Here is a 23,980-nt window from a genome sequence, read left to right on the forward strand (position 1 = left end):
GCGGTATTAGCGTAACTTTCGCTACGTTATCCCCCACTCCAGGGTACGTTCCGATATATTACTCACCCGTTCGCCACTCGCCACCAGAGCAAGCTCCGTGCTGCCGTTCGACTTGCATGTGTAAGGCATGCCGCCAGCGTTCAATCTGAGCCAGGATCAAACTCTTCAGTTTAATCTCTGTTACTTTGCCCTTTTACAGGCACCGTCTTGCGACGGGTCGCTCACTCAAAAAACTGACAGGCTACTTCCGAAGAAGTATCCTATTTCATTATTTCTTGTGAACATTTGATATTTTAAGTTAGACGCCAATCCGAAGATCGACGCTGCACTTACATCAAATGCCCACACTTATCGACTGTTAATTGTTAAAGAACGGTATTCGGTACTGCTTATTTGCTACTCTCGCGCTATCGACAAAGCGTTGTGTTTGTCAGCTGCGAAGAAGGAAGAGTATGAAGCGTTTCAGCTAATTCGTCAACCTTCTTTTTTCACCCTGCTTTACTCGGCATTTGCATGCGTCGTTCAGCGAGGGGGCGAATTATAGCCCTGCCCCACGCAGCCTGCAAGCGCTATTTTGCAGCTGAGCAAATATTGCTGTGTGATATCGTAGCGCCGACAATCCCCTGCCGCATCCACCTTGACTCCCATGCCTATTCCACACATCGTCCCCACCGCCAATCCCGCCCTGGCCAGCGCACTCGAACATGCCATCAATAGCAAGACCAAGCCGCTGGGCAGCCTGGGACTGCTGGAAACCCTGGCCCATCAGATCGGCCTGATCCAGCAAAGCACGCAACTGGCATTGCGCCAGCCTGCCATCATCGTTTTCGCGGCCGACCATGGCGTTGTGGCCGAAGGCATTTCCGCCTACCCACAAAGCGTGACGTGGCAAATGGTGGAGAACTTTCTCGGCAACGGCGCCGCGATCAACGTCTTTGCCCGGCAAAGCGATTGCGCCCTCTATATAGTAGATGCCGGGGTGAACCACGATTTCGGCCCGCGCGACGGCTTGCTCGACCGCAAGCAAGGCCCCGGCACCCGCAATTTTGCCCAAGAACCCGCGATGAGCCAGGAACAATGCCTGGCCGCCATGCAGGCGGGCATGGACCTGGCCGCCACCTTGGACGGCAATGTGCTGGGCTTTGGTGAAATGGGCATCGGCAATACCACTGCAGCAGCCGCACTGATGCACAAGCTGACGCAAACGCCGGTCGCCGACTGCGTGGGCGCCGGCACCGGCCTGTCCAAGGAAGGCATATTGCACAAGCAGCAGGTGATCGAAGCGGCCGTCGCCCATCATGCGGCAGTCCATGAGCCACTCGACGTGCTGGCCACCTTTGGCGGTTTCGAGATCGCCATGATGGCCGGCGCCATGCTGAAAGCAGCCGAAAGGCGCATGATTCTGCTGATCGACGGCTTCATCGTCAGCAGCGCCCTGCTGGCGGCGGCCCGTCTGCAGCCAGCCATCCTCGATTATTGCGTGTTTTCGCACTGCTCCGATGAAAACGGCCACCGCCAGTTGCTGGCCAGCCTGGGTGCGCGTCCGCTGCTGCACCTCGATTTGCGCCTCGGTGAAGGCACGGGATCGGCGCTGGCCTTGCCGCTGCTGCACGCGGCCGTCAACTTCATGCGCGAAATGGCCACCTTCGCCTCGGCCCAGGTCAGCGAAAAGTCCACGCCAGACTAAGATCATGAGCAACCCCGTTTCCACCGCAGTCCATCAGTGCCGCCTGTTTTTCATCGCGCTGCAGTTCTTCACGCGCCTGCCGATCCCGCGCTGGGTGGGTTTCGAGCCCGCCTGGCTGCAGCACGCTTCGCGCTACTTTCCGCTGGTCGGCGTGGTGGTGGCGGCCATCAGCGGCGCCGTGTATCTGCTGGCCAGCTGGCTCCTGCCTTCGGCGGTGGCCGTGCTGCTGGCCGTCGCCGCCGGCATCTACCTGACGGGCGCCTTCCATGAAGACGGTTTTGCCGACATGTGCGACGGCTTCGGCGGCGGCTTGACGCGCGAGCGGGTGCTGGAAATCATGAAGGATTCGCGCATCGGCGCATATGGCGCCATCGGCATCCTCAGTCTGCTGGCCATCAAGTGCGCCGCACTCGCCTCGCTGCCGCCTGCCTCGGTGGTGGCGACCCTGTTCATCGCCCATCCGCTCTCACGCCTGGCCGCCGTCTCGCTGATCTGGCTCATGGACTATGCGCGCGATGAAGGCAAGGCCAAGCCGATGGCGCAGGAAATGACGACGGGGGAATTCCTCATCGCCGCCGTCTGCGCCCTGTTGCCCGCCATCGCCTGCGGCGCGCTGGGCATAGTTGACTGGAGCGCGCTGGTCTTTGCCATAGTGGCGGCGGCAGCGGCCGCATTCTGGCTGGGCCGCAAATGCCAGCGCCGCCTGCAAGGCTACACGGGCGACTGCCTGGGCGCCGTGCAGCAGGTGGCGGAAGTGGCGATTTACCTGGCCATCCTTTCCAGCTTTCAGCCACCGACACGCTTCTATTGACACCATGCGTCTGATCCTCGTTCGCCACCCCACGCCGCAAGTCACCAGCGGCACCTGCTATGGCCGCAGCGACGTGGCGGTGGCGCCGCATGAAATGGCCACCACGCGCGCCAGCCTGCAAGCGACCTTGCCACCCGGTGTGCCGCTCTACGCCAGTCCGCTGCGCCGCTGCGCCGGCCTGGCAACGGCCCTGGCGCAGGATATGCCCGCGAGCGAATTACACCTTGATGCCCGGCTGGCCGAAATGGATTTTGGCACCTGGGAAATGCAGCCCTGGCACGCGATTGCACGCGCGGACATCGATGCCTGGGCCGCCGACCTTGCCTGGTACCGCCCCGGCGGCGGCGAGAACGTGCTGGCAATGGCTGCCCGCGTCGATGCGTTTTTAGGCGATCTGTTGCGCGAACAACACGAAACGGCGGTCATCATCTGCCATGCGGGCACCATCCGCCTGCTCGCAGCATTGCACGCCGGGCTGTCATTGGAGGAAACGGCCCTGCTGGCCGCCCATTCCGCCCATAAAATCGCCTACGGTGCGACGGTCGTCGTCGATTTCTGATATCGAATCGTCCAGCCAGCCATGTCAGTCCACGCCCACTGCACGTATAATGACCGGGTTTTGGTGCCCGCGCTCATGTCCATGAGCGCAGTTAAACGGGAAACACGATGCCGCGCCCGCGGCGAACGTGTGCTGCCCCCGCAACGGTAAGCAAGTGTCGCCCCTCCCAACAGGAAGCGGACGACAAGCTATCCCTGACAACCACTGTGCTTGCAATCATCGAGCATGGGAAGGTGGGGTAGCCGTACTTGCCAGCCCGGATACCGGCCAGGACAGGTGGAAGTGTGCGAACGGGGATGTTCGCGATCCGAATGGCCCATGGCCATCTTCGATCGTCATCTTCAGTTCCCACTTCTGTTCAATCTGGCCTACGGGGACGTCGGCTGGTTGCATATTACTTACTGAAAATTATCATGACCCATGCTGTTTCCCGCCACGCGGCGCTCACGTCGCTCGCGCTAGCCATTGCCGCGCCTGCCGCTTTCGCCCAGACCACGCCAGATACCTTCGATCCGATCGTCGTCACAGCCAACCGCTACCCGCAACACCTGAGCGAAGTATTGAGCGATACGCAGACCATCAGCGCGGAAGATATCGCGCGTTCCGGCGCCGGTACGCTGATCGACCTGCTGCAAAAGCAGCGCGGCATTGAAGTCAATCGCAGTGGCGGCCCAGGCACCAATTCGAGCGTCTTCATTCGCGGCGCGAACAGCAACCAGAATATCGTGCTGGTCGACGGCGTGCGCATCGGCTCCGCCACTTCGGGCACTGCCAACTGGAGCGCCCTGCCCCTGTCGAGCATCGACCACGTTGAAATCGTCTACGGTCCACTGAGCACCATGTATGGTGCCGATGCCGTCGGTGGTGTGATCCAGATCTTTACCAAGAAAGGCGATGGCGCGGCGCGCTTCTCCGCCTTCGCTGGCTACGGCCGCTACAACACGCGCCAGGTGGAAGCCAGCGTTGCCGGCTCTACTGGTGGCAGTAACAGCTTCAGCTACGCGCTGACCGCAGGCAAGGAAAAATCGGATGGCTTTTCCGCCTCCAAGCTGGGTGCCTCGACGTATACCTACAATCCGGATAAAGACGGCTACGACAAGGAAAGCGTCAGCGGCCAGTTCGGTTACCAGATGGCCAAGGGCCATGAAGTCGGCCTGACTTTCCTGAACAGCAAACTGAATGCGCAGTACGATTCGGGCTTGAACTTCGACGCACGCAACGACAATAAGCTGGAAAACATTTCGGTCTTCACGAAGAACCAGTTCTTGCCGAACTGGACCAGTGAACTGCGCTACGCCCAGGCAAAGGACAAACAAACCTCGGTTTCCGCCACCGGCGCCTTCGGCAGAAGCCAGTTCGACACCAAACAAAGCGACATCAGCTGGCAAAACGATATTCTCATTGGCCGTGACACCCTGCAATTGCTGGGTGAGTACCGTGATGAAGACGTCGTGAGCTCGGCCAAGGGCCTGTCCGGCGGACGCAACACCAAATCGTTCGCGGCATCGTACAACCTGGTGCGCGGCGCCCACCTGGCCAACATCAGCGGCCGTCGCGACGACAGCTCGGCGTATGGTACGCACAACACGGGTAGCGTCGCCTACGGCTATCGTTTCAGCAACGCCTTGCGCGCCAACGCCAGCTATGGCACCAGCTTCCGCGCACCAACCTTCAACGATCTTTACTACCCTGACTCCGGTATCCCGACGAACAAGCCGGAAAAAGGCCGCAACGCTGAAATTGGCTTGCACTACAACGACGGTCAATCGCAACTGAGCGCGATCTACTACCATAACAAGATCACCGACATGCTCACCTACGTGTCAACATGCCCGGTAATCGGCTGGAAGCCAGGCTATGGCTGCAGCATGAACGTCGACAAAGCCCTGCTCGAGGGCGTGACACTGGCTGGCGCGCGCAAATTCGGCGCCTTCAACGTCAGTGGCAATATCGACCTGCAAGATCCGCGCAATGAAACCACGGACAAGCAACTGGCACGCCGCGCGAAAAAGCATGCCAATTTCACCCTCGATTACACCACCGGTCCTTTGACCGCTGGTACGGAGTGGCAGTTGTCTGGCAAGCGTTTTGAAGATGCCACCAACAAAACCACGCTCGGTGGCTATGGCTTGCTGAACCTGTACACCACCTACCAGTTCGCGCGTGACTGGTCGGTGCTGGCACGCTGGAACAACATCACCAACAAGGACTACGAACTGGGCCGCTTCTACGCAACGCCAGGCTCGAACCTCTTCGTTGGCGTACGCTACGGCATGAAATAAGCATGAGGTAATGATGTAAGCTGCGGGCGGTGGCGCTATCCGTCATCGTCCGCAGTGCAGTTCTGTGGTCCCCGTTTTAAAGGTATGCATGCACCCATTTTTCCGCAACATGCGCCACCGCGCCACCGTGATCCTCACGGTGCTGGTCGTGTGCGCCGTTGCCAGCCTGATTTTCTCCGGCATGATCGGCTCGATCGCGATTCCGCTCGCCGACCTGCCTTCCGCCCTGTTCCATGTCGTACAGGGCAAGACCGACACCCTCGCCGCCACCCTGCTCGACCTGCGCCTGGGCCGCGCGCTGACCGCCTTCGTTACCGGCGCGGCGCTGTCGCTGGCGGGCCTGATGATGCAGGCCCTGCTGCGCAATCCCCTGGCCGACCCGTATGTGCTGGGCATTTCCGCCGGCGCCTCCGTCGGCGCGCTGGCCGCACTGCTGTTCATGTGCGCGCTGTGGGTGGTCGATGCCGCCGCCTTTGCCGGCGCCGTCGGCGTGTCCATGCTGCTGTACTTCTTTGCCCGGCGCGACCTGCGCGGCGGCACGGCCGCCGAAGGCGGCGCCTCGCTCTTGTTGCTGACAGGCGTGATCCTGGCCTCGGCCTGCATGGCCATCGTCACCCTGATGCTGTCGATTGCCCCTGAAAGCCGCTTGCGCAGCATGGTGTTCTGGATGATCGGCGACCTCTCCGGCGCGCCCGCGCGGCTGATGCCCTGGCTGGTTTTGGCCGGCGCCCTGGTCTTCGCCTTGCGCTGTGCGCGCTCGCTCAACGTCATGGCCCTGCACGCGGAAGCGGCCAGCACCCTGGGGGTGCGCGTGGGCGCCCTGCGCAAGGGACTGTTCTTCTGTTCCGGCCTGCTCACGGCCAGCGCCGTCACCAGCGCCGGCAGCGTGGGCTTCGTCGGCCTGATCGTGCCGCACGCGCTACGCTTCGCCTGCGGTCCCGATCACCGCCTGCTGATACCGGCCGCTGCGCTGGCCGGCGGCACCTTTCTCGTGCTGGCCGATACCCTCGCGCGCACCGTGCTGGCGCCATTACAGCTGCCCGTCGGCGTGGTGACAGCCATGATCGGTGCGCCCGTGTTCCTGTACCAACTGCACCGCCTGCGCAGGAGATGAAAAAAGCATGATACGCACCTACCAACTGGGCCTGAAGGCGGGCACGCGCTCCCTCGTGGAAAACCTCACCTGGCAGATCAAAGACGGCGAATGCTGGAGCGTCATCGGCCGCAACGGCGCAGGAAAAAGCACCCTGCTGCGCGCGCTGGCCGGCTTGCGCGAACCGGATGCCGGACACGTGACGATACAGGGCCGCGCCCTGATCGACTGGCCACTGGAAGCACTGGCGCGCGAACGGGCCTTCCTGGCGCAGGCGCGGCACGACGCGTTCTCGTACCGCGTCATCGAAACCGTGCTGTCGGCGCGCCACCCGTATCACGACAACCATTACTGGGAAGGCGGCGACGACCAGCGCATCGCCCTGGCGGCACTGGCCTCGATGGAAGTAGACCACCTGGCCGAGCGCGACGTGCGCAGCCTGTCCGGCGGCGAACGCCAACGCGTGGCGATAGCCGCCATGCTGGCGCAGGACACGCCCCTGCTGCTGCTGGACGAACCGGCCAACGCGCTGGACCTGGCGCACCAGGTCAGCGTCATGGGCCTGCTGGCCAAGCTGTGCCGCGAACAGAATAAAACCGTGGTGATGGTGGGGCATGACCTGAACCTGGCGCACAGCGTCTCGACGCATGCGCTGCTGCTGATGGGCGACGGCGGCTGGCTGGCCGGCCCCGTGGCCGAGGTGATGCAGGCCTCCATCCTGGGCGACTACCTGGGCCACCCGATCGAAATCATCGATCACGGCAAACGCAAGATATTCATACCGAAAGAGGATCAGACATGAGCGACAACAAACCTATCGACGTAGAAACAGCCGCAATCAACGAACGCCACCGCGTGCGCATGGAGAGAAAAAAGGCCATCATCGACGCGGCCATCGCCAAGGCGGACAAGGAAATCGGCATCATCATCGTCAACACGGGCAACGGCAAGGGCAAGAGTTCGAGCGGCTTCGGCATGGCCATCCGCGCCATGGGTCACGGCATGAAGGTAGGCGTGGTGCAGTTCATCAAGGGTGCCATGTCGACGGGCGAAGAAAAATTCCTGCGCCGCTTCCCCGATGAAATCAGTTTTCATGCGATGGGCGAAGGCTATACCTGGGAAACGCAGAACCGCGAACGCGACATCGAAAAAGCCGAACTGGCATGGGAGCAGGCGAAGACCTTCCTGGCCGACCCCAGCTACGGCCTGGTGCTGTTCGACGAACTCAATATCGCCCTCAAATACAACTACCTCGACGTACATAAAGTCATCGCCGACCTGCTGGAACGCCCGCACATGCAGCACGTGGTCATCACGGGCCGCGGCGCGCCGGAAGAATTGATCGCCATTGCCGACACCGTCACCGAAATGGCCGTCGTCAAGCATGCGTACGCGGCCGGCATCGGCGCACAAATCGGCACCGAGTGGTAACAACGCCATGACGCGCACCCTGGTCTTCGGCGGCGCCCGTTCCGGCAAGAGCGCCTATGCGGAAAAGCTGGCCCGCGAGTCCGGCAAGGAAGTGCTCTACATCGCCACCGCGCAGGCGGGCGACGACGAGATGGCCACGCGCATCACGCATCACCGCGCACAGCGCCCGGCCGGGTGGGTGACTATCGAAGAACCGCTGCGCCTGGGCGACGCCATCCTGCGCGAAGCACGGCCGGGCCGCCTGCTGCTGGTCGACTGCCTGACCCTGTGGCTGACGAATCTGATGTTTTCCAGCGGCGAGACGTATCCGGACGTGGGCGACATCGCCCTGCCCGAACTGTTCCACAGCGAGCGCGCGCACCTGCTGTACGCGCTGGCCGAAATCGACGACACCGGCTGCGACCTCGTGCTCGTCTCGAACGAAGTGGGCATGGGCATCGTCCCCTACGGCGCCATCTCGCGCTGCTTCACCGACGAGGCGGGCCGCTTGAACCAGGCCGTGGCGGCCGTGTGCGACAAGGCTGTCCTTATCGCCGCCGGCCTGCCGCTGCACCTGAAAGGCGGCCCATGCTGAGCGGCCTGTCGCTGCCCATGCTGGCCGCCTTGATGACGGCCGGCGTGCTGCTCGACATGCTGCTGGGAGAAACGCGCCGCTGGCATCCGCTGGTGGGTTTTGGCCGCCTCGCCAGCGCGCTGGAACGCCTGCTGAACCGGGGCCGTGGGCGTTTCCTGCGCGGCGCGCTGGCATGGTCGCTGGCCGTGCTGCCCCTCAGCTATGCCGCCTGGTGGCTGTGCGGCCTGGCTGGCGCGGCCTTGCACGTCTTTTTGCTGTATCTGTGCCTGGGCCTGCGCAGCCTGCGCGACCACAACCAGCCGATCGCCGATGCCCTGGCCATCGATGACCTGGACAACGCGCGCCTGCTGACGGCGCGCATCGTCAGCCGCGACACGGCCAACGCCGATGCGGCCAGCCTGGCCAAGGCCAGCACGGAATCCCTGCTGGAAAACGGCAACGACGCCGTCTTCGGCACCCTGTTCTGGTTTGCCGTGGCGGGCGGCCCCGGCGCCGTGCTGTTCCGCCTGGCGAATACCCTCGACGCCATGTGGGGCTACCGCAACGAACGCTACGACTGGTTCGGCTGCTGCGCCGCGCGCATCGACGACATCCTCAATTACCTGCCGGCCCGCCTGACGGCCCTGTCCTATGTCTTGCTGGGCAAGAGCATGGCGGACAAACGGCGCGCCTGGCACTGCTGGCGCACGCAGGCCCCCGACTGGGGCAGCCCGAATGCGGGGCCCGTGATGGCCAGCGGCGCCGGCGCCCTGGGCCTGACCCTGGGCGGCGACGCCATCTACGACGGCGAGCTGGAACGCCGCCCGCCGTTGGGCAGCGGCCGTTCCGCCGAAGCGCGCGACATCGACCGCGCCTGGCGCCTGGTGGCCGAAACGGCTGTCCTGTGGCTGATCTGGGTGGCGCTGCTGGCGGGCCTGTTCTACCTGAAAGGGAAGTATCTTGCTTGAACATGGCGGCAATCTGCGCGACGCCGCGCGCGCGTATGGACGGCCAATCGCCGACTGGATCGACCTGTCGACCGGCATCAATCCGCACGGGTATCCAGCGCCAGCACCCGACGCCAACGCCTGGCACCGGCTGCCGGAAGCCGATCCCGCGCTGGCGGCCGCCGCCTGCGCGTATTACGACGCACCGGCCATGCTGCCCGTGGCGGGCACGCAAGCCGCCATCCAGGCCCTGCCCCGGCTGCGCGCGCCGTCGCGCGTGGTGGTGGCCGCGCCGTCGTATGCGGAACATGCGCACCACTGGGGCCAGCACGGCCACGATTTACGCCAGGTGCCGTATGCGCAGCTGGGCGACGCCATCGACAGCTGCGACGTGCTGGTCGTCTGCAATCCGAACAATCCCACGGGCGAACGCATCGCACCGGAACTGCTGCTGGAATGGGCCGGCAAGCTGGCCGCGCGCGGCGGCTGGCTGGTGGTCGATGAAGCGTTTGGCGACACGGAAACGCAGGCCAGCCTGGGCCCGCACTCGGACCAGCCGGGCTTGATCGTGCTGCGCTCGGTGGGCAAATTCTTTGGCCTGGCGGGCCTGCGCCTGGGCTTAGTCGCCGCCCATCCCGCGCTGCTGGCGCAGCTGGCCGACATGCTGGGCCCGTGGACCGTCAGCGGCCCGGCACAGCAAGTGGCGCTGGCCGCCCTCGCCGACACGCATTGGCAGCACGCGATGCGCGAGCGCCTGCGCGGAGAAGGCGACCGCCTGCACCAGCTGTTGGCCACGCACGGCATCGCCAGCAACGGCACGGCGCTGTTTCAATGGTGGCCGGAAGAACGCGCCGAGGCGCTCTGGCGCCATATGGCGGAATCGGGCATCTGGGTGCGCCTGTTCCGCCACGCGGCCCACGGCATCCGCCTGGGCCTGCCCCCCGACGAACATGCCTGGCTGCGCCTGCAGCAGGCCCTCACCGCATGGAAGCCCTTATGAACCACTTGAAAACCGCACTGCTGCTGGCTGGACTGGTCTCGCTGCAAACACACGCCGCCATCAGCGTGCGCGACGACGACGGCAATACCGTCACCGTGGCAAAACCGGCGCAGCGCATCCTGGCACTGGCGCCGCACGTCACGGAACTGCTGTTCGCGGCCGGCGGCGGCGACAAGATCGCCGGCGTCGTCAGCTACAGCGACTACCCGGAGGCAGCCAAGAAAATCACGCAAGTGGGCGACAACCGCCAGTACGACATGGAACGCATCATCGCCATGAAACCGGACCTGATCGTCGTGTGGATGCATGGCAGCGCCGAGCGCCAGATCGCCATGCTGCGCCAGCTGAAAGTGCCGATCTATCACAGCGAGCCGCGCAAGCTGGCCGATATTCCCGACAGCATGGAGCGCCTGGGCCAGCTGATGGGTACGGAAAAAATCGCCAGGCCGGCCGCCGCCCAGCTGCGCGCCAAACTGGCCAGCTTGACGGCGCAATACGCGCAGCGCCCGCCCGTGCGCGTGTTTTACCAGGTGTGGGACAAACCTCTATATACCTTGAGCGGCGCGAGCATCATCAGCGATTCGATGCGCGTGTGCGGCGGCCAGAATGTGTTCGCCGCGATGAAGGTGGTGGCGCCCGTCGTCACGCCGGAAGGCGTGCTGCAGGAAGACCCGGAAGTCATCTTCGGCACCAGCGAAAAGAGCGACCCGCGCAGCGAAGGCGGCCTGGCCATGTGGCGCGCCTTCCCGTCGATGACGGCCGTGCGCAAAAATAACCTGTTCCGCCTGAATGGCGACCTGCTGAACCGCGCCGGCCCGCGCATGATCGAAGGCACGGCCGCCATGTGCGAACAGCTGGAAACGGCTCGCCAGCGCCGCAGCGCTCCGGCAGCCAAGGCGGCTCAATGAGTCACTACCAGCGCATCGCCTGTCTGTCGACGGAAGCCGTGGAAACGCTGTATGCGCTGGGCGCAGAGGACGTCATCGCGGGGATCTCGGGCTTTACCGTGCGTCCGCCACGGGCGCGCGAGGAAAAAACCAGGATCAGCGGCTTTTCGTCCACGAACCTGGAACGCATCCTGGCAGTGGAACCGGATCTCGTGATCGGCTTTTGCGACATGCAGGCCGATATCTGCCGCGACCTGGTCAAGGCCGGCATCGAAGTACACCAGTTCAACCAGCGCACGGTCGACGGCATCCTGCGCATGATCGCCGTCCTTGCCGCGCTGGTGCGGCGCGAGAAAGCGGGCAAATTGCTGATCGCCAGCCTGCGCGCGGACATCGCCGCCGCCCGCAACCGCGCCGCCGCCTGGACGCGCAAGCCCGTGATTTATTTTGAAGAGTGGAATGATCCCCTGATGAGCGGCATCGGCTGGGCGGCGGAACTGATCGAGATCGCCGGCGGCACGGACGCCTTCCCGGAATTGTCCGTGCAGCCGGGCGCGAAGGAGCGCATCATCGCCGATTCCCGTGACGTGGTCGTACGCGCGCCCGACATCATCCTCGCCAGCTGGTGCGGCAAGAAATTCCAGCCCTCGCAACTGGCGGCGCGCCCGGGCTGGGATGCGATTCCCGCCGTGAAAAACCAGATGCTGTTCGAGATCAAGTCGCCCGACATCCTGTCGCCCGGCCCGGCGGCGATTACCGAAGGGCTGCGCCAGATCAGCGACATCATCGCGCGCTGGCAACATCTGCAGGAGCAGCAGGCATGAAGCTTCCCTTCCCCGTCCTGATGGTGCAGGGCACGACGTCCGACGCGGGCAAGAGCACCGTCGTCGCGGCCCTGTGCCGATTGTTGAAGCGCCGTGGCGTGACGGTAGCGCCGTTCAAGCCGCAAAACATGGCCTTGAACAGCGCGGTGACGAGCGACGGCGGCGAGATCGGCCGCGCCCAGGCCTTGCAGGCGCTGGCCTGCGGCATCGCGCCGCACACGGACATGAATCCGGTGCTATTAAAACCGTCGTCGAACACGGGCGCGCAAGTGATCATCCACGGCAAGGTGCGCGCCGAGATGGATGCGCGCGACTACCAGCAATACAAGACCATCGCCATGGGCGCCGTGCTGGAATCGTTCACGCGCTTGCGCCAGCAGTACGAGGCCGTCGTCGTCGAAGGCGCGGGCAGCCCCGCCGAAGTCAATCTGCGCGCGCGCGACATCGCCAACATGGGCTTTGCCGAAGCCGTCAACTGCCCCGTGATCCTGGTGGCCGACATCGACCGGGGCGGCGTCTTCGCGCACATCATCGGCACCCTGGCGTGTTTGTCCGACAGCGAGCGCGCGCGCATCGTCGGCTTCGTCATCAACCGCTTCCGCGGCGATATCTCGCTGCTCACACCCGGCATCGACTGGCTGGAACAGCAGACGGGCAAGCCCGTGCTGGCCGTGCTGCCCTACCTGCAAGGCCTGTTCCTCGATGCGGAAGACGCCGTCGAAGCGACGCAGGCCGAACGGGGTGCCTTCAAGGTGGTGGTGCCGCAACTGCCGCGCATCAGCAACCACACGGATGTCGACGCGCTGCGCGCCCACCCCGGTATCGACCTGCAATTCATCCAGCAAGGGCAGCCGATTCCAGCGGCCGACCTGGTGATCCTGCCCGGCAGCAAGAACACGCGCGGCGACCTGGCCTGGCTGCGGCAGCAGGGCTGGTCCGCCTACCTGGCGAAACACCTGCGCTACGGCGGCAAGGTGCTGGGCATCTGCGGCGGCTTCCAGATGCTGGGGCAGAGCGTGCGCGATCCGCTGGGCGTGGAAGGCGCGACGGGAGAGTCAATCGCACTGGGCCTGCTCGACATGGTGACGGAATTGACGGCGGAAAAACGCCTGCAGCAGGTCGCCGGCCACTGCGCGTTTGACGGCGCGGCCGATGCCCCCGTGGCAGGCTACGAAATCCACATGGGCGTATCGCATGGCGCGGCGCTGGCGCAGCCGGCCTTCATCATCGACGGCCGGCCCGAGGGAGCCGTATCGGACGACGGGCAAATCCTCGGCAGCTATTTGCACGGCATGTTCGACACGCCCGCCGCGTGTGCGGCGCTGCTGCGCTGGGCGGGGCTGGACTCCGGCCACACGGTGGACACCGCCGCCTTGCGCGAGGCGAGCCTGGAACGCATCGCCGATGCTGCGATGCCGTTGATGGAGGCATTGGAACGATTACCGGGCTGATGGTGTTGTCGGGTTACGCCGTACCGGCTAACCCGACCTACTCACACAGGCACGTGGCGGCACCTCTTAATTTTTCAGGCACGTGCCCATATACGAGCGGTCGGTGGAAAACTCGACCGCCATGCTCGACGACACGGGCATGAACATCGAATAGTCGGCCGGCACGTCGGCCGGGTCCTTGAACACGGCGATGCCATCGAAATCGGCGGCCTGCGCGCCCAGGCCCAGCTTGTTGGCGGTGATGGTTTCCGCATGCGTCTTGCCGCTCGTGTTATTCGTCAGGGTGGCGATGCCGCCCGCAATCTCGATCCTGGCGCTGATGCCCGGCGCCGCACAGGCGTAGCTGCCGGCGATTTCGCTGCCGATCTTCTGTTGTTTGGCCGCCACGATGGTACCCACGCGCAGCACGTTTTCCTGGTTGCGGCTGTAGCGGTCGATGAACAGCGCCAGCCCCCGGTCGCCGGCATGCACGTGGACAATGCCGAAATCCTGCTGGCCCTGGCGGGCGACGAGCAAACCTCTCTTCGCATCCTTGACCAGGGTCAGGCTGGCGTTTTCCGCCTCCAGCTGCGGCGATACCGCCGAGCACACGCCTTGCGCATTGAACACGCCGCCATTGCACAGTTGCGCGCTGCCGTCGGCCGCCACCTTCAGGCTGCCTTTCGGATTGAAACGGTCGCCGCCGTTCGATGCATTGCGCATGGCACCCAGGAAAATATAGCTGCCGGCCAGCCCGGCCACGTCCCCCACCGCATAGCCGGTGCCGCTGACGGTCGACGCCATATTACCCAATTTGATATTGCCCGACAGAAGACGCGTGCGCGCGTCGACAGTGACGCTGAAATCCGTTGCCGTGTAGGTGGTGAGATGGCCAGCGGTGACGGCGCTGAACGTGCCGCTGCGGTCGCTCAAGCCGAACTGCGTCGACAGCACGCGGATGGCGTAGGTTTTCTTGACGCTGTCGAACGTGATGCGCCATGTGTCGCCGATATCGGCCGCCACGTCATACACCGTCTCGTCCGCATTGGCGCCGGCGATCACGGCCAGGCCAGCCTGGGCGGCGACCGCTTGCGAGGCGACCGTCACGGGATCGGCGACAGGCGTGACCACGACGGGCGGCGTGACCGGCGCTTCCGGCGCAGCGTGATCGCCGCCGCCACCGCAGGCGGACAGGGCGGCGCTCAGGGCAAGGAAGGTAAGTGCATTTTTCATGTGGCATGACTTTCGGGAAGGAGGGGCGGGAGTTGCCGGAAAACACATGCTAGCCTTGCCAGTAATCTATTGCCATGGAACAAATGTTCCATGGACGATGCCCCCGGCGCACTGCCAGAATGAATGGCGCGGGCGGCACGCCTGCGCCATTTATGTGACAATTCGTCGTACTGTCGGCTCCGTCTTACCTCCTCAGGCTCGCATCCATGACCAGTTCCCCGATTAAAAGCTACCTGCCTTGGGTGGTCGCCACCGCCCTGTTCATGGAGCAACTCGACTCCACCATCGTCAACACCGCCATCCCCGCCATGGCCGCCAGCCTCAACGTAACGCCGCTGAGCCTGAAGGCCGTCGTCACCAGCTACATCCTGAGCCTGGCCGTGTGCATTCCCATCAGCGGCTGGATGGCCGACCGCTTCGGCACGCGGCGCGTGTTTTCCGCCGCCGTTGCCATCTTTACCATCGCTTCCATCCTGTGCGGCCTGTCCGTGAATGCGCCCATGCTGGTGGCCGCGCGCCTGCTGCAAGGGGTGGGCGCGGCCATGATGATGCCGGTGGGCCGGCTCACCATCATCCGCACCTTTCCCAAGTCGCAATTGCTGGCGGCCATGAATTTCGTCATCATCCCCGCCCTGATCGGCCCCCTGCTGGGGCCCACGGTGGGCGGGCTGATCGTGCACTGGCTGTCGTGGCGCGAGATTTTCTTCGTCAACGTGCCTGTCGGCCTGGTGGCGCTGTACCTGGCGCACCGCTACATGCCCGACTACTATGGCGACAAGCCCCGCCCGCTGGACCTGATCGGACTGGTGCTGTTCGGCACGGGCATCGCGCTGCTGTCGTGGCTGCTGGAAATCTTCGGCGAACACCGCATCGACGGCACCTCGTTTGCCGTGCTGCTGTTCATTTCCATCAGCCTGCTGGCCGCGTATGCCTGGCATTCGAGCGAAGTGCTGCACCCGCTGCTGCGCCTGGCCCTGTTCAAGATCCGCACCTTCCGCGTCTCCGTGGTGGGCGGCTTCGTCACACGGCTGGGCGTGGGCGGCCTGCCCTTCCTGTTGCCGCTGCTGTACCAGCTGGGCCTGGGCTTGCCTGCCTGGCAGTCGGGCTTGCTGATGATGCCGTCGGCGGCCGCCGCCATGGGCATGAAATTCATTTCCGCGCGCGTGCTGGCCCGCTTCGGCTACCGCCAGGTGCTGATCGTCAACACGGTGCTGATCGGCGTCACCATCGCCATGTTTTCGCTGGTAGACGCGGGCACGCCCCTGTACGTGATCGTCGCCATCAGCCTGTGCATGGGCTTTTTCAATTCGCTGCAGTTTTCCAGCATGAACACCATCGCGTACGCCGACGTCGACAAGGCCGATTCCAGCATGGCCAGCACCATCGCCAGTTCGATGCAGCAACTGTCGATGAGCTTTGGCCTCGCCTTCGGTTCGCTGATCACGGGCTGGTACCTGGGCGACATGCCGCAGTCGGACCGGGCCATGCTCAGCACGGCCCTGCACCACGCCTTCCTGACCCTGGCCGCGCTGACGGTGCTGTCCTCGCTGACCTTCTGGACCCTGCGCCGCGACGATGGCGAAAGCATCAGCAAGGGCACGGACAGCGACGAGGAAGATGCGGCCGACGTGAAGGCCCAGGCCGTTGTGCAAACGGAAGTGCAAATCACAAAAGGCTGAGCCACATCAAGCCTGCCGCCAGCGCCGCTGGTGCTTTTGTCCGGCGCTGCTACCGTGACGGCAGGAGGTGCACATGGCGGCCGAGCGGCGCTTTGCATGGAAGGGCACGGACCGCCACGGCAAGGCGGCCGATGGCGTCTTGCGCGCCGCCGACGCCGGCGCGGCGACGGTCGCGCTCAGACGCCAGGGCATCCTGGCCACCCGTGTGCAGGCTGCGCGCAGCGCGCCGGGCAAGGCCATCACGCGCAAGGATATCGCCCTGTTCACGCGCCAATTGTCGACCATGATGGCGGCCGGCGTGCCGCTGCTGCACGCCTTCGACATCGCCGGCAAGGGCCACGCCAAACCCGCGATCACCGAGTTGATGCGCGACTTGCGCCACGACATCGAAGCGGGCAGCAGCCTGCAGCAGGCCTTCCGCCAATTTCCCCTGCTGTTTGACGAGCTGTATTGCAACCTGCTGGCGGCGGGCGAACAGGCCGGCATCGTGCAGGACTTGCTGGCGCGCCTGGCCACGCACCAGGAAAAAGCCATCGCCCTGCGGCGGCAAGTGCGCGGCGCGCTGATGTATCCGCTGGTCATCGTGCTCGTCGCCATCGTCGTCACGGCCATCATCATGAGCGTGGTCGTGCCCGCCTTCCGCCAGGTCTTCGACAGCTTCGGCGCCCCCTTGCCGCTGCCCACCCTGGCCGTCATGGGCGTGTCCGCCTTTCTGGTCCGCTACTGGCTGGCCTTGCTGGTGGCGCTCGTGCTCGCTTGCGTGCTGCTGCACCTGGCCTGGCGCCGCTGGCCCGCCTTGCGGCGCAACACGCAACTGCGGGCATTGCGCCTTCCCGTGTTCGGCCCGCTCCTGCGCAAGGCGGCGATCGCCCGCTGGACGCGCACCCTGGCCGCCATGTTCGCCGCCGGCGTGCCGCTGCTCGACTCGCTCGGCCTGGTGGGCGCCGCCTCCGGCCACGCGCTGTACCAGGAAGCGACGGCGCGCATCGAGCGTGAAATCCGCGCCGGCGGCAGCCTGGCCCTGGCCATGGAGCACAGCGGCGTATTTCCCCCGCTGCTGACGCAACTGGCCCTGATCGGCGAGGAGTCGGGCGCGCTCGACGCCATGCTGTCGCGCGCGGCCGAGATCATCGAGGCGGACATCGACGCCACCGTGACCACCCTTTCCACGCTGCTGGAACCGGCGCTGATGGTGGTGCTGGGCGTGCTCGTCGGCTCCCTCGTAATCGCCTTGTATTTGCCGATTTTCAAGCTGGGGGCCGTGATTTAACGGTTCGCCCTGCGCAAAACATCCCCACGTGCCAGCAGATGTTTTACACTGCGGCAGTGCCAGGCAATGTTTGCGCGGCAACATCATCACCTCAGACAAATCCACCATGCTGCAAGATACCCTGCTGTTCGCCGCGCCCGGCAATCTTCCCGTCGCCCTCGTCGCCGCCCTGTTCGGCCTGATCGTCGGCAGCTTTCTGAATGTGGTGATCCACCGCGTGCCGAAGATGATGCAGCGCGACTCCGCTAATTACGTGGCGGAGGAAAGCGGCTTGCCCTTGCCGCATACGGACCGCTACAACCTGATGCTGCCGCACTCGCACTGCACCGCTTGCGGCCACCGCATCACGGCCATGGAAAACATCCCCGTCATCAGCTACCTGCTGCTGCGCGGCAAATGCAGCGCCTGCAAGGCGCCCATCTCCGCGCGCTATCCGCTGGTGGAACTGCTGACGGGCGCGCTGTCGGCCCTGTTGATCTGGCATTTCGGCAGCGGCTGGACGGGCCTGGCGACGCTCGTGTTTGCCTGGCTGCTGATCGCCATGACCTTCATCGATGCCGATACGCAAATGCTGCCGGACGACCTCACCTTCCCCCTGCTGTGGGCGGGTTTGCTGGTCAATATCAACGGCACCTTCGTGCCCCTGCAGGAGGCCGTCATCGGCGCGGCCGCCGGCTACCTGGCCCTGTGGGCCGTGTACTGGGCCTTCAAGCTGGCGACAGGCAAGGAGGGAATGGGCTATGGTGACTTCAAATTGCTGGCGGCGCTCGGTGCGTGGCTGGGCTGGACCATGTTGCCAACGATCATATTGTTGTCATCGGTGGTGGGCGCCGTGGTCGGCATCGGCCTGATCGTGTTTGCCAAGCGGGGGCGCGACAAGCCGATTCCGTTCGGCCCCTACCTGGCGGCGGCAGGCCTGATCGCGCTGCTGTACGGCACGCCCCTGTCACGCCTCACGCTGGGCCTGACCAGCTGACCAGCTGACCAGCTCCTTATGGATACACACATGCAATTACAAAACGCCCCCTATTTCAGCGTCGGCCTCACCGGCGGCATCGGTTGCGGCAAGAGCACGGTGGCCGACCTGTTCGCCGCGCGCGGCGCCTCCATCGTCGACACCGACCAGATCGCGCACAGCCTGACGGCGCCGAATGGCGCGGCCATGCCGGCCCTGGTGGCGGAATTCGGCCCCGGCTACGCCGATGCGCGCGGCGCCCTCGACCGCACCAAAATGCGCAATCTCGTATTCTCCGACGCCGCCGCCAAGGCGAAACTGGAAGCCATCCTGCACCCGCGCATCCGCCAGGCCACGCTGGCGGCGGCGGCCGCAGCGACGGGCAGCTATGTGATCTTTGCCGTGCCCCTGCTGGTCGAGTCCGGCGGCTGGGTGGAGCGGGTCAACCGCGTACTGGTCATCGATTGCCTGGAAAGCCTGCAAGTGTCGCGCGTGATGGCGCGCAATGGATTGTCGGAAGAACAAGTCAAAGCCATCATGGCCACGCAAGCCACGCGCGCCATGCGCCTGGCGGCGGCGGACGATGTGATCGACAATAATGGCGATTTGGCGGCCCTGGCGCCGCAGATTGCCCAGTTGCACGATTTATATCTGGCATTTTCAAAAAGAATGGCTGGAATCGGGCCGCAACGTTTGTAATTTGTCGACGCTTGGTTCAAAATCACGGGATTGTTTGCAGGTCCTTACTTAAGGGAATTATTTTGATTGTCTACGAATACCCTTTCAACGAACGCATACGTACCTTGTTGCGGCTGGAAGACCTGTACGACAAATTCAAGTTCTTCATCCAGCAAGAGCATGCAATGCAGCATCATGTTGCCTTGGCAACTATTTTCGATATGCTCGAAGTGGCCGGCCGCGCCGACCTGAAGTCCGACCTGCTGCAGGAACTCGAGCGCCAGCGCCAGAGCCTGCTGGGCTACCGCAGCAATCCGAACGTGGAGCCGGAAACCCTGGATGCCATCCTCGGCGAACTCGACAGTGTCAGCGGCGCCCTCGTGGCGGCGCAAGGCAAGACGGGCCAGAATATCCGCGACAATGAATGGCTGATGAGCATACGCGGCCGCACCATCATCCCGGGCGGCGCCTGTGAGTTCGACTTGCCGTCGTACTTCGCCTGGCAAAAACGCAGCTGCGAGCAGCGCCTGACCGATATCCACGCGTGGTTCGCCCCGCTGGCGCCCCTGTTCGACGCGCTGGCCCTGGTCTTGCGCCTGCTGCGCGATTCCGGCGGACCCGTCAAACTGATCGCCAATGGCGGCAGCTACCAGCAAATGCTGCAAGGCAAGGTGTACCAGATGCTGCGCCTGAGCCTCGATGAAAACAGCGGCGCCATCCCGGAAATTTCCGCCAACAAATACATGCTGTGGGTACGCTTTACTACCCAGGGCGGCGACCTGAAACCCAAGCCGCTGGAAGAAGATGTACCATTCGAGCTCACGCTGTGTAATTTTTAACTGTTACTTATTTGCCCCCTCATGACCGTCGTTAACTGCCCTACCTGTGCCGCCAAAGTCGAATGGACTGAAGCCAACAAATACCGCCCCTTCTGCTCGGAACGCTGCAAGCAGATCGACCTGGGCGCCTGGGCGGAAGAGAAATATACGATCCCCGCCGCCGATCCGTTTGAAGATCCCCTGGCAGATGAAGACAACAAGCCGCAGTAAGCTTCATTTGAATGGATTTTCCAGGCGCAGCCCCTGCGCCGCGAAACTGTCGAGCCTGCCGCTGACCACCGTCAAGCCATAGGCGATGCCCATCGCCGCGATCTGCGTGTCCACACCCTGTACGGCGCCACGGCCCTGCAAACGGGCACAGACGAGCGCGCAATCGAGGTCGAAGTCCAGCAGCCGCGCAGCATAATCGGCCAGCAGCGCTTCCAGCCAGCCTTCCAGGGCCAACGCTTCCAGGGGCGCTTCACGCCGCCAGCTGCACTGTATGCCTGCGCGCAATTGCGCGATCACCTGTACCGGTAAGTAGCGCGCCTCGGGCGCCACCCGCTCGAAGAAAGCGGCAATGCCCGCCGGTGCACCTGTCCCTTTGCGTGCAGCAACGATCACATCCGTATCGACCAGATAGGCGCCCATGGCGGCTCAGGAGCGGCGCTCGAAGTCCCCATCGCCCCCCACATCGGGCATGCCGCGCAAAATATCGTCGAGCGGCCGTTTCGGCAACGGCCGCAAGGCGCTGCGCAGGATGTCGCGGTGCTCTTCCTCAATGCTGCGCCCATGCGCGCGAGCACGCTTGTGCAGCGCCGCGAGCAGCAGTTCATCGGTATCGGTGAAGGTCAGGGTCAGCGGCATGCGAATTCCCCAGTGCGTCATGAGAGCACTCTAACGCAAAACACCGGCAATACAAGGGAAGGACAACACTGGTTTGCGCCAGCGCAGCGCACGGGCTGCATGCTGGCACAAATCGAACTCAGGTGGCCAGGGATTCCTGGCGTACCTCATCAAGCCATTCCAGCAGGGGAATGGTGGCCGGCAGCAAGGGTTCCACGCCGACCGTGCCTTGCCAGGCGAACGCCTGCCCTTCCAGGCTTTGCGGCTCGCCCCGCCATTCGCGGCTGATATAGAAATGCAGGCGCACATGGGCGTGCGGATATACATATTCGACGCCGCACCAGGCCTCGGCACTGTCGATGTATAAACCCAGCTCCTCGACAAACTCGCGTTTCAAGGCGTCCAAAATGGCTTCGCCCGGTTCGACTTTACCGCCAGGAAATTCCCAATAGCCGTCATACGGCTTGCCGGCCGGGCGCTGGCCCAGCAGCACGTCGCCATTCGGCTTCATCAGGATGCCGACGGCCACATCGACCGGTGTCACTTTCACCTCGCTCATTGCGGCAACTTTCCCGCAGGTAGTTTCCCAGCATAATCGCGCGCAAATTGCCACGCCACCCGGCCCGAACGGGAACCGCGCTGCAAGGCCCAGCGCAGGGCGTCGCCGCGCGCTTGCGCGATCTGCTCCGGCGTGCAGCCGAACGAGGCGAGCCAGTGCGCCGCGATCTCGAGATAATCGTCCTGCTTGAACGGGTAGAACGACAGCCACAGGCCGAAGCGCTCGGACAGCGAGATTTTTTCTTCCACCGTCTCGCCCGGATGCAAATCGCCATCGTCGTCCGTCTTGTAGCTGGTGTTGTCCGACATGCGTTCGGGCATCAGGTGACGGCGGTTCGAAGTGGCATAGATCAGCACATTGTCCGATTGCGCGGCGATGCTGCCGTCGAGCGCCACTTTCAGCGCCTTGTAGCCGCTTTCTCCCTCTTCGAACGACAGGTCGTCGCAAAAGATGATGAAGCGCTCGGGGCGCGCCGCCACCAGGTCGACGATGTCGGGCAAGTCGGCCAGGTCCGCCTTGTCGACTTCGATCAGGCGCAGGCCCTGATCCGCAAACTGGTTCAGGCATGCCTTGATCAGCGAGGACTTGCCCGTGCCGCGCGCGCCCGTCAGCAGCACGTTGTTGGCCGGACGGTTACTCACGAACTGGCGTGTGTTCTGCTCGATCTGCGCTTTTTGCGTGCCGATGTTGTGCAAGTCATCCAAAGCGATGTTCGATACGTGCGCCACCGCCTGCAGATGGCTGGCGGCGCCCTGGCGCCGGCGCCAGCGGAAGGCAAAGCTGTTCCAGTCGGTCGCCGGCAAGGCCGGCGGCAAGATCGACTCCAGGCGCGCCAGTACCCGCTCGGCGCGGATCAGGAATTGATCGAGGCCGGTCATGAGCGGTAGTCGGCGTTGATCGACACGTAGTCATGCGACAGGTCGCACGTCCACAGCGTGGCCGTCGCGTCGCCGCGCGCCAGCTTGACGCGGATGGTGATTTCGCTTTGCTGCATCACGCGCTGGCCATCCTGCTCCTGGTAATCGGGGTTGCGGCCGCCGTTCTTCGCCACCCACACGTCGTCCAGGTACAAATTCAATTGCCCCACGTCCAGGTCGTCCACGCCCGCATAGCCGATGGCGGCCAGGATGCGGCCAAGGTTCGGGTCGGAGGCAAAAAAAGCGGTTTTCACCAGCGGCGAATGGGCGATGGAATAGGCGATCTTGCGGCACTCTTCCACGTTGCGGCCGTCTTCCACGGTCACCGTCATGAACTTGGTGGCGCCTTCGCCGTCGCGCACGATGGCTTGCGCGAGAAAAGTAGACAGCTCGGTCACGGCGGCGGCCAGTTCCGCATAGTGCGGCGAATCGGTCGAATCGATGACCAGGCTGCCGGCGCCCGTGGCCACCAGCATGAACGAGTCATTGGTGGACGTGTCGCCGTCGATGGTGATGCAGTTGAACGATTTGTCGGCCGCCTGTTTCACCAGCTGGTCCAGCACGGGCTGGGCCACGGTGGCGTCGAACGCGAGGAAGCCTAGCATGGTGGCCATGTTCGGCTTGATCATGCCGGCGCCCTTGCTGATGCCCGTCAGGGTCACCGTGTGGCCACCGATGGTGACCGTGCGCGAACCGGCTTTCGGCTGCGTGTCGGTGGTCATGATGGCTTCGGCGGCCGAGAACCAGTTATCCGAGGTCAGCGCGGCCACGGCTTGCGGCAGGCCGCCGACCAGGCGTTGCACGGGCAGCGGTTCCAGGATCACGCCGGTGGAAAACGGCAGGATTTGCTGCGGCGTGCAGCCCAGCAGCTCGGCCAGCGCGGCGCAGCTGGCCTGTGCATCGGCCAGGCCCGATTCGCCCGTGCCTGCATTCGCGTTGCCCGTATTGACCAGCAGCGCGCGGATCGGCGCGGCGCCGGCCGTCACGGCGGCCAGGTTGGCCTTCGAGATTTGCACGGGCGCGGCGCAGAAGCGGTTCAGGGTAAACACGCCAGCCACGGTGGCCGTCGGCGCCAGTTTCAATACCAGCAAATCCTTGCGGTTGGGTTTCTTGATGCCGGCTTCGGCAACACCGATTTCAATGCCGGCGACGGCTTTCAGGTCGGCGGCGACGGGCTTGGGAGAATTGACGGCCATGGTGATTTCTTCTGCGAGGGAAAAGGGAAGCGCTATTGTAGCGCCTTCGCGGCGCGGGTGAACATGCGGCAAGTGAATAGTCGCGCTGCCCACGGCGGCGCCGATAGGGGCCGGTGGCGCGGCCAGGCTTGCGATTTATCAGAACCATGCCGCCTGGCGGCGCTAAGGTATGGGAATGGACGAAGGCGCGTCTTGCAATCGCCCCGCCCAGGGAAGGATGTCATGGCGCAGGGTCAGTCAAACCGGATGCAGCGCAGCGCTTCAGGCCTGTCGTGCCTGTTGCGCCGCCTATCCCTGCTTTGCCTGCTGGCCTGGTTGACAGCCT

Annotated in this window: 25 protein-coding genes, 1 rRNA gene and 1 riboswitch; of the genes, 19 read left to right on the plus strand and 7 right to left on the minus strand. The window is 64.1% G+C overall.

Annotated features, from left to right (window positions below):
- A 16S ribosomal RNA gene (locus AC0V2Y_RS22565) occupies window positions 1-172 on the minus strand; the annotation flags it as partial.
- A gap of 474 nt (window positions 173-646) precedes the next feature.
- On the opposite strand from AC0V2Y_RS22565, the gene cobT reads away from it, so the two are divergent.
- From cobT to AC0V2Y_RS22630, 13 genes are all read left to right on the plus strand, one after another.
- The gene (cobT, locus tag AC0V2Y_RS22570; RefSeq protein WP_475413927.1) at window positions 647-1,687 is read left to right on the plus strand and encodes a nicotinate-nucleotide--dimethylbenzimidazole phosphoribosyltransferase; all 1,041 of its coding nucleotides are present in this window, start codon (window positions 647-649) and stop codon (window positions 1,685-1,687) included.
- A 4-nt stretch (window positions 1,688-1,691) separates the two neighbouring features.
- Window positions 1,692-2,498, plus strand: a complete 807-nt coding sequence (locus tag AC0V2Y_RS22575; RefSeq protein ID WP_475413926.1) for an adenosylcobinamide-GDP ribazoletransferase — start codon at window positions 1,692-1,694, stop codon at window positions 2,496-2,498.
- Window positions 2,499-2,502: 4 nt separating this feature from the next.
- Window positions 2,503-3,057 (plus strand): histidine phosphatase family protein, encoded by a 555-nt coding sequence (locus AC0V2Y_RS22580; RefSeq protein WP_475413925.1) that lies wholly within the window; start codon window positions 2,503-2,505, stop codon window positions 3,055-3,057.
- A gap of 44 nt (window positions 3,058-3,101) precedes the next feature.
- A riboswitch (cobalamin riboswitch) is annotated at window positions 3,102-3,343 on the plus strand.
- Window positions 3,344-3,470: 127 nt separating this feature from the next.
- Complete coding sequence (locus tag AC0V2Y_RS22585; protein WP_475413924.1) at window positions 3,471-5,339, plus strand: TonB-dependent receptor domain-containing protein; 1,869 nt, start codon at window positions 3,471-3,473, stop codon at window positions 5,337-5,339.
- Between the two features lie 88 nt (window positions 5,340-5,427).
- The gene (locus tag AC0V2Y_RS22590; protein WP_475413923.1) at window positions 5,428-6,453 is read left to right on the plus strand and encodes a FecCD family ABC transporter permease; all 1,026 of its coding nucleotides are present in this window, start codon (window positions 5,428-5,430) and stop codon (window positions 6,451-6,453) included.
- Window positions 6,454-6,460: 7 nt separating this feature from the next.
- On the plus strand, window positions 6,461-7,234 hold the full coding sequence (locus AC0V2Y_RS22595) for an ABC transporter ATP-binding protein (protein WP_475413922.1): 774 nt from the start codon (window positions 6,461-6,463) through the stop codon (window positions 7,232-7,234).
- Complete coding sequence (gene cobO, locus AC0V2Y_RS22600; RefSeq protein ID WP_475413921.1) at window positions 7,231-7,863, plus strand: cob(I)yrinic acid a,c-diamide adenosyltransferase; 633 nt, start codon at window positions 7,231-7,233, stop codon at window positions 7,861-7,863. Before AC0V2Y_RS22595 ends, cobO begins: the two co-directional genes overlap by 4 nt.
- A gap of 7 nt (window positions 7,864-7,870) precedes the next feature.
- A complete protein-coding gene (gene cobU, locus AC0V2Y_RS22605; protein WP_475413920.1) occupies window positions 7,871-8,437 on the plus strand; it encodes a bifunctional adenosylcobinamide kinase/adenosylcobinamide-phosphate guanylyltransferase in 567 nt (188 codons plus the stop codon).
- Complete coding sequence (gene cbiB / locus AC0V2Y_RS22610) at window positions 8,431-9,384, plus strand: adenosylcobinamide-phosphate synthase CbiB (protein ID WP_475413919.1); 954 nt, start codon at window positions 8,431-8,433, stop codon at window positions 9,382-9,384. The genes cobU and cbiB overlap by 7 nt, the downstream gene beginning before the upstream one ends.
- Window positions 9,377-10,363 carry a threonine-phosphate decarboxylase CobD gene (gene cobD, locus AC0V2Y_RS22615; protein ID WP_475413918.1) on the plus strand — a complete coding sequence of 329 codons (987 nt, stop codon included), beginning with the start codon at window positions 9,377-9,379 and terminating at the stop codon, window positions 10,361-10,363. The genes cbiB and cobD overlap by 8 nt, the downstream gene beginning before the upstream one ends.
- Window positions 10,360-11,271, plus strand: coding sequence for a cobalamin-binding protein (locus AC0V2Y_RS22620; RefSeq protein ID WP_475413917.1), 912 nt, complete (start codon window positions 10,360-10,362; stop codon window positions 11,269-11,271). Before cobD ends, AC0V2Y_RS22620 begins: the two co-directional genes overlap by 4 nt.
- Window positions 11,268-12,074 carry an ABC transporter substrate-binding protein gene (locus AC0V2Y_RS22625; protein WP_475413916.1) on the plus strand — a complete coding sequence of 269 codons (807 nt, stop codon included), beginning with the start codon at window positions 11,268-11,270 and terminating at the stop codon, window positions 12,072-12,074. Before AC0V2Y_RS22620 ends, AC0V2Y_RS22625 begins: the two co-directional genes overlap by 4 nt.
- Entirely contained in the window at window positions 12,071-13,525 is a 1,455-nt protein-coding gene (locus AC0V2Y_RS22630; protein WP_475413915.1) for a cobyric acid synthase, read from the plus strand. The genes AC0V2Y_RS22625 and AC0V2Y_RS22630 overlap by 4 nt, the downstream gene beginning before the upstream one ends.
- 66 nt (window positions 13,526-13,591) lie before the next feature.
- On the opposite strand, the gene AC0V2Y_RS22635 is transcribed toward AC0V2Y_RS22630, so the two are convergent.
- Window positions 13,592-14,737: a hypothetical protein gene (locus AC0V2Y_RS22635; protein ID WP_475413914.1), complete on the minus strand. Its 1,146-nt coding sequence runs from the start codon at window positions 14,735-14,737 to the stop codon at window positions 13,592-13,594.
- Between the two features lie 206 nt (window positions 14,738-14,943).
- On the opposite strand from AC0V2Y_RS22635, the gene AC0V2Y_RS22640 reads away from it, so the two are divergent.
- The 6 genes from AC0V2Y_RS22640 to yacG all read left to right on the plus strand — a co-directional run bounded on the left by AC0V2Y_RS22640 (window position 14,944) and on the right by yacG (window position 20,368).
- Complete coding sequence (locus AC0V2Y_RS22640; protein WP_475413913.1) at window positions 14,944-16,416, plus strand: DHA2 family efflux MFS transporter permease subunit; 1,473 nt, start codon at window positions 14,944-14,946, stop codon at window positions 16,414-16,416.
- Between the two features lie 73 nt (window positions 16,417-16,489).
- Window positions 16,490-17,686 carry a type II secretion system F family protein gene (locus AC0V2Y_RS22645; RefSeq protein WP_475413912.1) on the plus strand — a complete coding sequence of 399 codons (1,197 nt, stop codon included), beginning with the start codon at window positions 16,490-16,492 and terminating at the stop codon, window positions 17,684-17,686.
- A gap of 106 nt (window positions 17,687-17,792) precedes the next feature.
- Window positions 17,793-18,662 carry a prepilin peptidase gene (locus AC0V2Y_RS22650; RefSeq protein WP_475413911.1) on the plus strand — a complete coding sequence of 290 codons (870 nt, stop codon included), beginning with the start codon at window positions 17,793-17,795 and terminating at the stop codon, window positions 18,660-18,662.
- A 30-nt stretch (window positions 18,663-18,692) separates the two neighbouring features.
- Window positions 18,693-19,340, plus strand: a complete 648-nt coding sequence (gene coaE / locus AC0V2Y_RS22655) for a dephospho-CoA kinase (RefSeq protein ID WP_475413910.1) — start codon at window positions 18,693-18,695, stop codon at window positions 19,338-19,340.
- A gap of 62 nt (window positions 19,341-19,402) precedes the next feature.
- The gene (gene zapD / locus AC0V2Y_RS22660) at window positions 19,403-20,158 is read left to right on the plus strand and encodes a cell division protein ZapD (protein WP_070219363.1); all 756 of its coding nucleotides are present in this window, start codon (window positions 19,403-19,405) and stop codon (window positions 20,156-20,158) included.
- Between the two features lie 21 nt (window positions 20,159-20,179).
- On the plus strand, window positions 20,180-20,368 hold the full coding sequence (gene yacG, locus AC0V2Y_RS22665) for a DNA gyrase inhibitor YacG (RefSeq protein WP_071325269.1): 189 nt from the start codon (window positions 20,180-20,182) through the stop codon (window positions 20,366-20,368).
- 3 nt (window positions 20,369-20,371) lie between these two features.
- On the opposite strand, the gene AC0V2Y_RS22670 is transcribed toward yacG, so the two are convergent.
- From AC0V2Y_RS22670 to argJ, 5 genes are all read right to left on the minus strand, one after another.
- Entirely contained in the window at window positions 20,372-20,788 is a 417-nt protein-coding gene (locus AC0V2Y_RS22670) for a PIN domain-containing protein (RefSeq protein WP_475413909.1), read from the minus strand.
- A 6-nt stretch (window positions 20,789-20,794) separates the two neighbouring features.
- Window positions 20,795-21,004, minus strand: a complete 210-nt coding sequence (locus tag AC0V2Y_RS22675; protein ID WP_475413908.1) for a FitA-like ribbon-helix-helix domain-containing protein — start codon at window positions 21,002-21,004, stop codon at window positions 20,795-20,797.
- 118 nt (window positions 21,005-21,122) lie between these two features.
- A complete protein-coding gene (locus AC0V2Y_RS22680) occupies window positions 21,123-21,542 on the minus strand; it encodes an NUDIX domain-containing protein (RefSeq protein WP_475413907.1) in 420 nt (139 codons plus the stop codon).
- Window positions 21,539-22,420 carry an ATP-binding protein gene (locus tag AC0V2Y_RS22685; RefSeq protein WP_475413906.1) on the minus strand — a complete coding sequence of 294 codons (882 nt, stop codon included), beginning with the start codon at window positions 22,418-22,420 and terminating at the stop codon, window positions 21,539-21,541. Before AC0V2Y_RS22685 ends, AC0V2Y_RS22680 begins: the two co-directional genes overlap by 4 nt.
- On the minus strand, window positions 22,417-23,655 hold the full coding sequence (argJ, locus tag AC0V2Y_RS22690; protein WP_475413905.1) for a bifunctional glutamate N-acetyltransferase/amino-acid acetyltransferase ArgJ: 1,239 nt from the start codon (window positions 23,653-23,655) through the stop codon (window positions 22,417-22,419). Before argJ ends, AC0V2Y_RS22685 begins: the two co-directional genes overlap by 4 nt.
- Window positions 23,656-23,980 lie beyond the last annotated feature (325 nt).

Source organism: Janthinobacterium sp. BHSEK (genome assembly GCF_056174685.1).

Bases quoted from the DNA above. Each gene is read 5' to 3' on its own strand.
- cobT (WP_475413927.1), top strand. From the start codon at position 647: ATGCCTATTCCACACATCGTCCCCACCGCCAATCCCGCCCTGGCCAGC.
- AC0V2Y_RS22575 (WP_475413926.1), top strand. From the start codon at position 1,692: ATGAGCAACCCCGTTTCCACCGCAGTCCATCAGTGCCGCCTGTTTTTC.
- AC0V2Y_RS22580 (WP_475413925.1), top strand. From the start codon at position 2,503: ATGCGTCTGATCCTCGTTCGCCACCCCACGCCGCAAGTCACCAGCGGC.
- AC0V2Y_RS22585 (WP_475413924.1), top strand. From the start codon at position 3,471: ATGACCCATGCTGTTTCCCGCCACGCGGCGCTCACGTCGCTCGCGCTA.
- AC0V2Y_RS22590 (WP_475413923.1), top strand. From the start codon at position 5,428: ATGCACCCATTTTTCCGCAACATGCGCCACCGCGCCACCGTGATCCTC.
- AC0V2Y_RS22595 (WP_475413922.1), top strand. From the start codon at position 6,461: ATGATACGCACCTACCAACTGGGCCTGAAGGCGGGCACGCGCTCCCTC.
- cobO (WP_475413921.1), top strand. From the start codon at position 7,231: ATGAGCGACAACAAACCTATCGACGTAGAAACAGCCGCAATCAACGAA.
- cobU (WP_475413920.1), top strand. From the start codon at position 7,871: ATGACGCGCACCCTGGTCTTCGGCGGCGCCCGTTCCGGCAAGAGCGCC.
- cbiB (WP_475413919.1), top strand. From the start codon at position 8,431: ATGCTGAGCGGCCTGTCGCTGCCCATGCTGGCCGCCTTGATGACGGCC.
- AC0V2Y_RS22620 (WP_475413917.1), top strand. From the start codon at position 10,360: ATGAACCACTTGAAAACCGCACTGCTGCTGGCTGGACTGGTCTCGCTG.
- AC0V2Y_RS22625 (WP_475413916.1), top strand. From the start codon at position 11,268: ATGAGTCACTACCAGCGCATCGCCTGTCTGTCGACGGAAGCCGTGGAA.
- AC0V2Y_RS22630 (WP_475413915.1), top strand. From the start codon at position 12,071: ATGAAGCTTCCCTTCCCCGTCCTGATGGTGCAGGGCACGACGTCCGAC.
- AC0V2Y_RS22635 (WP_475413914.1), bottom strand. From the start codon at position 14,737: ATGAAAAATGCACTTACCTTCCTTGCCCTGAGCGCCGCCCTGTCCGCC.
- AC0V2Y_RS22640 (WP_475413913.1), top strand. From the start codon at position 14,944: ATGACCAGTTCCCCGATTAAAAGCTACCTGCCTTGGGTGGTCGCCACC.
- AC0V2Y_RS22645 (WP_475413912.1), top strand. From the start codon at position 16,490: ATGGCGGCCGAGCGGCGCTTTGCATGGAAGGGCACGGACCGCCACGGC.
- AC0V2Y_RS22650 (WP_475413911.1), top strand. From the start codon at position 17,793: ATGCTGCAAGATACCCTGCTGTTCGCCGCGCCCGGCAATCTTCCCGTC.
- coaE (WP_475413910.1), top strand. From the start codon at position 18,693: ATGCAATTACAAAACGCCCCCTATTTCAGCGTCGGCCTCACCGGCGGC.
- yacG (WP_071325269.1), top strand. From the start codon at position 20,180: ATGACCGTCGTTAACTGCCCTACCTGTGCCGCCAAAGTCGAATGGACT.
- AC0V2Y_RS22670 (WP_475413909.1), bottom strand. From the start codon at position 20,788: ATGGGCGCCTATCTGGTCGATACGGATGTGATCGTTGCTGCACGCAAA.
- AC0V2Y_RS22675 (WP_475413908.1), bottom strand. From the start codon at position 21,004: ATGCCGCTGACCCTGACCTTCACCGATACCGATGAACTGCTGCTCGCG.
- AC0V2Y_RS22680 (WP_475413907.1), bottom strand. From the start codon at position 21,542: ATGAGCGAGGTGAAAGTGACACCGGTCGATGTGGCCGTCGGCATCCTG.
- AC0V2Y_RS22685 (WP_475413906.1), bottom strand. From the start codon at position 22,420: ATGACCGGCCTCGATCAATTCCTGATCCGCGCCGAGCGGGTACTGGCG.
- argJ (WP_475413905.1), bottom strand. From the start codon at position 23,655: ATGGCCGTCAATTCTCCCAAGCCCGTCGCCGCCGACCTGAAAGCCGTC.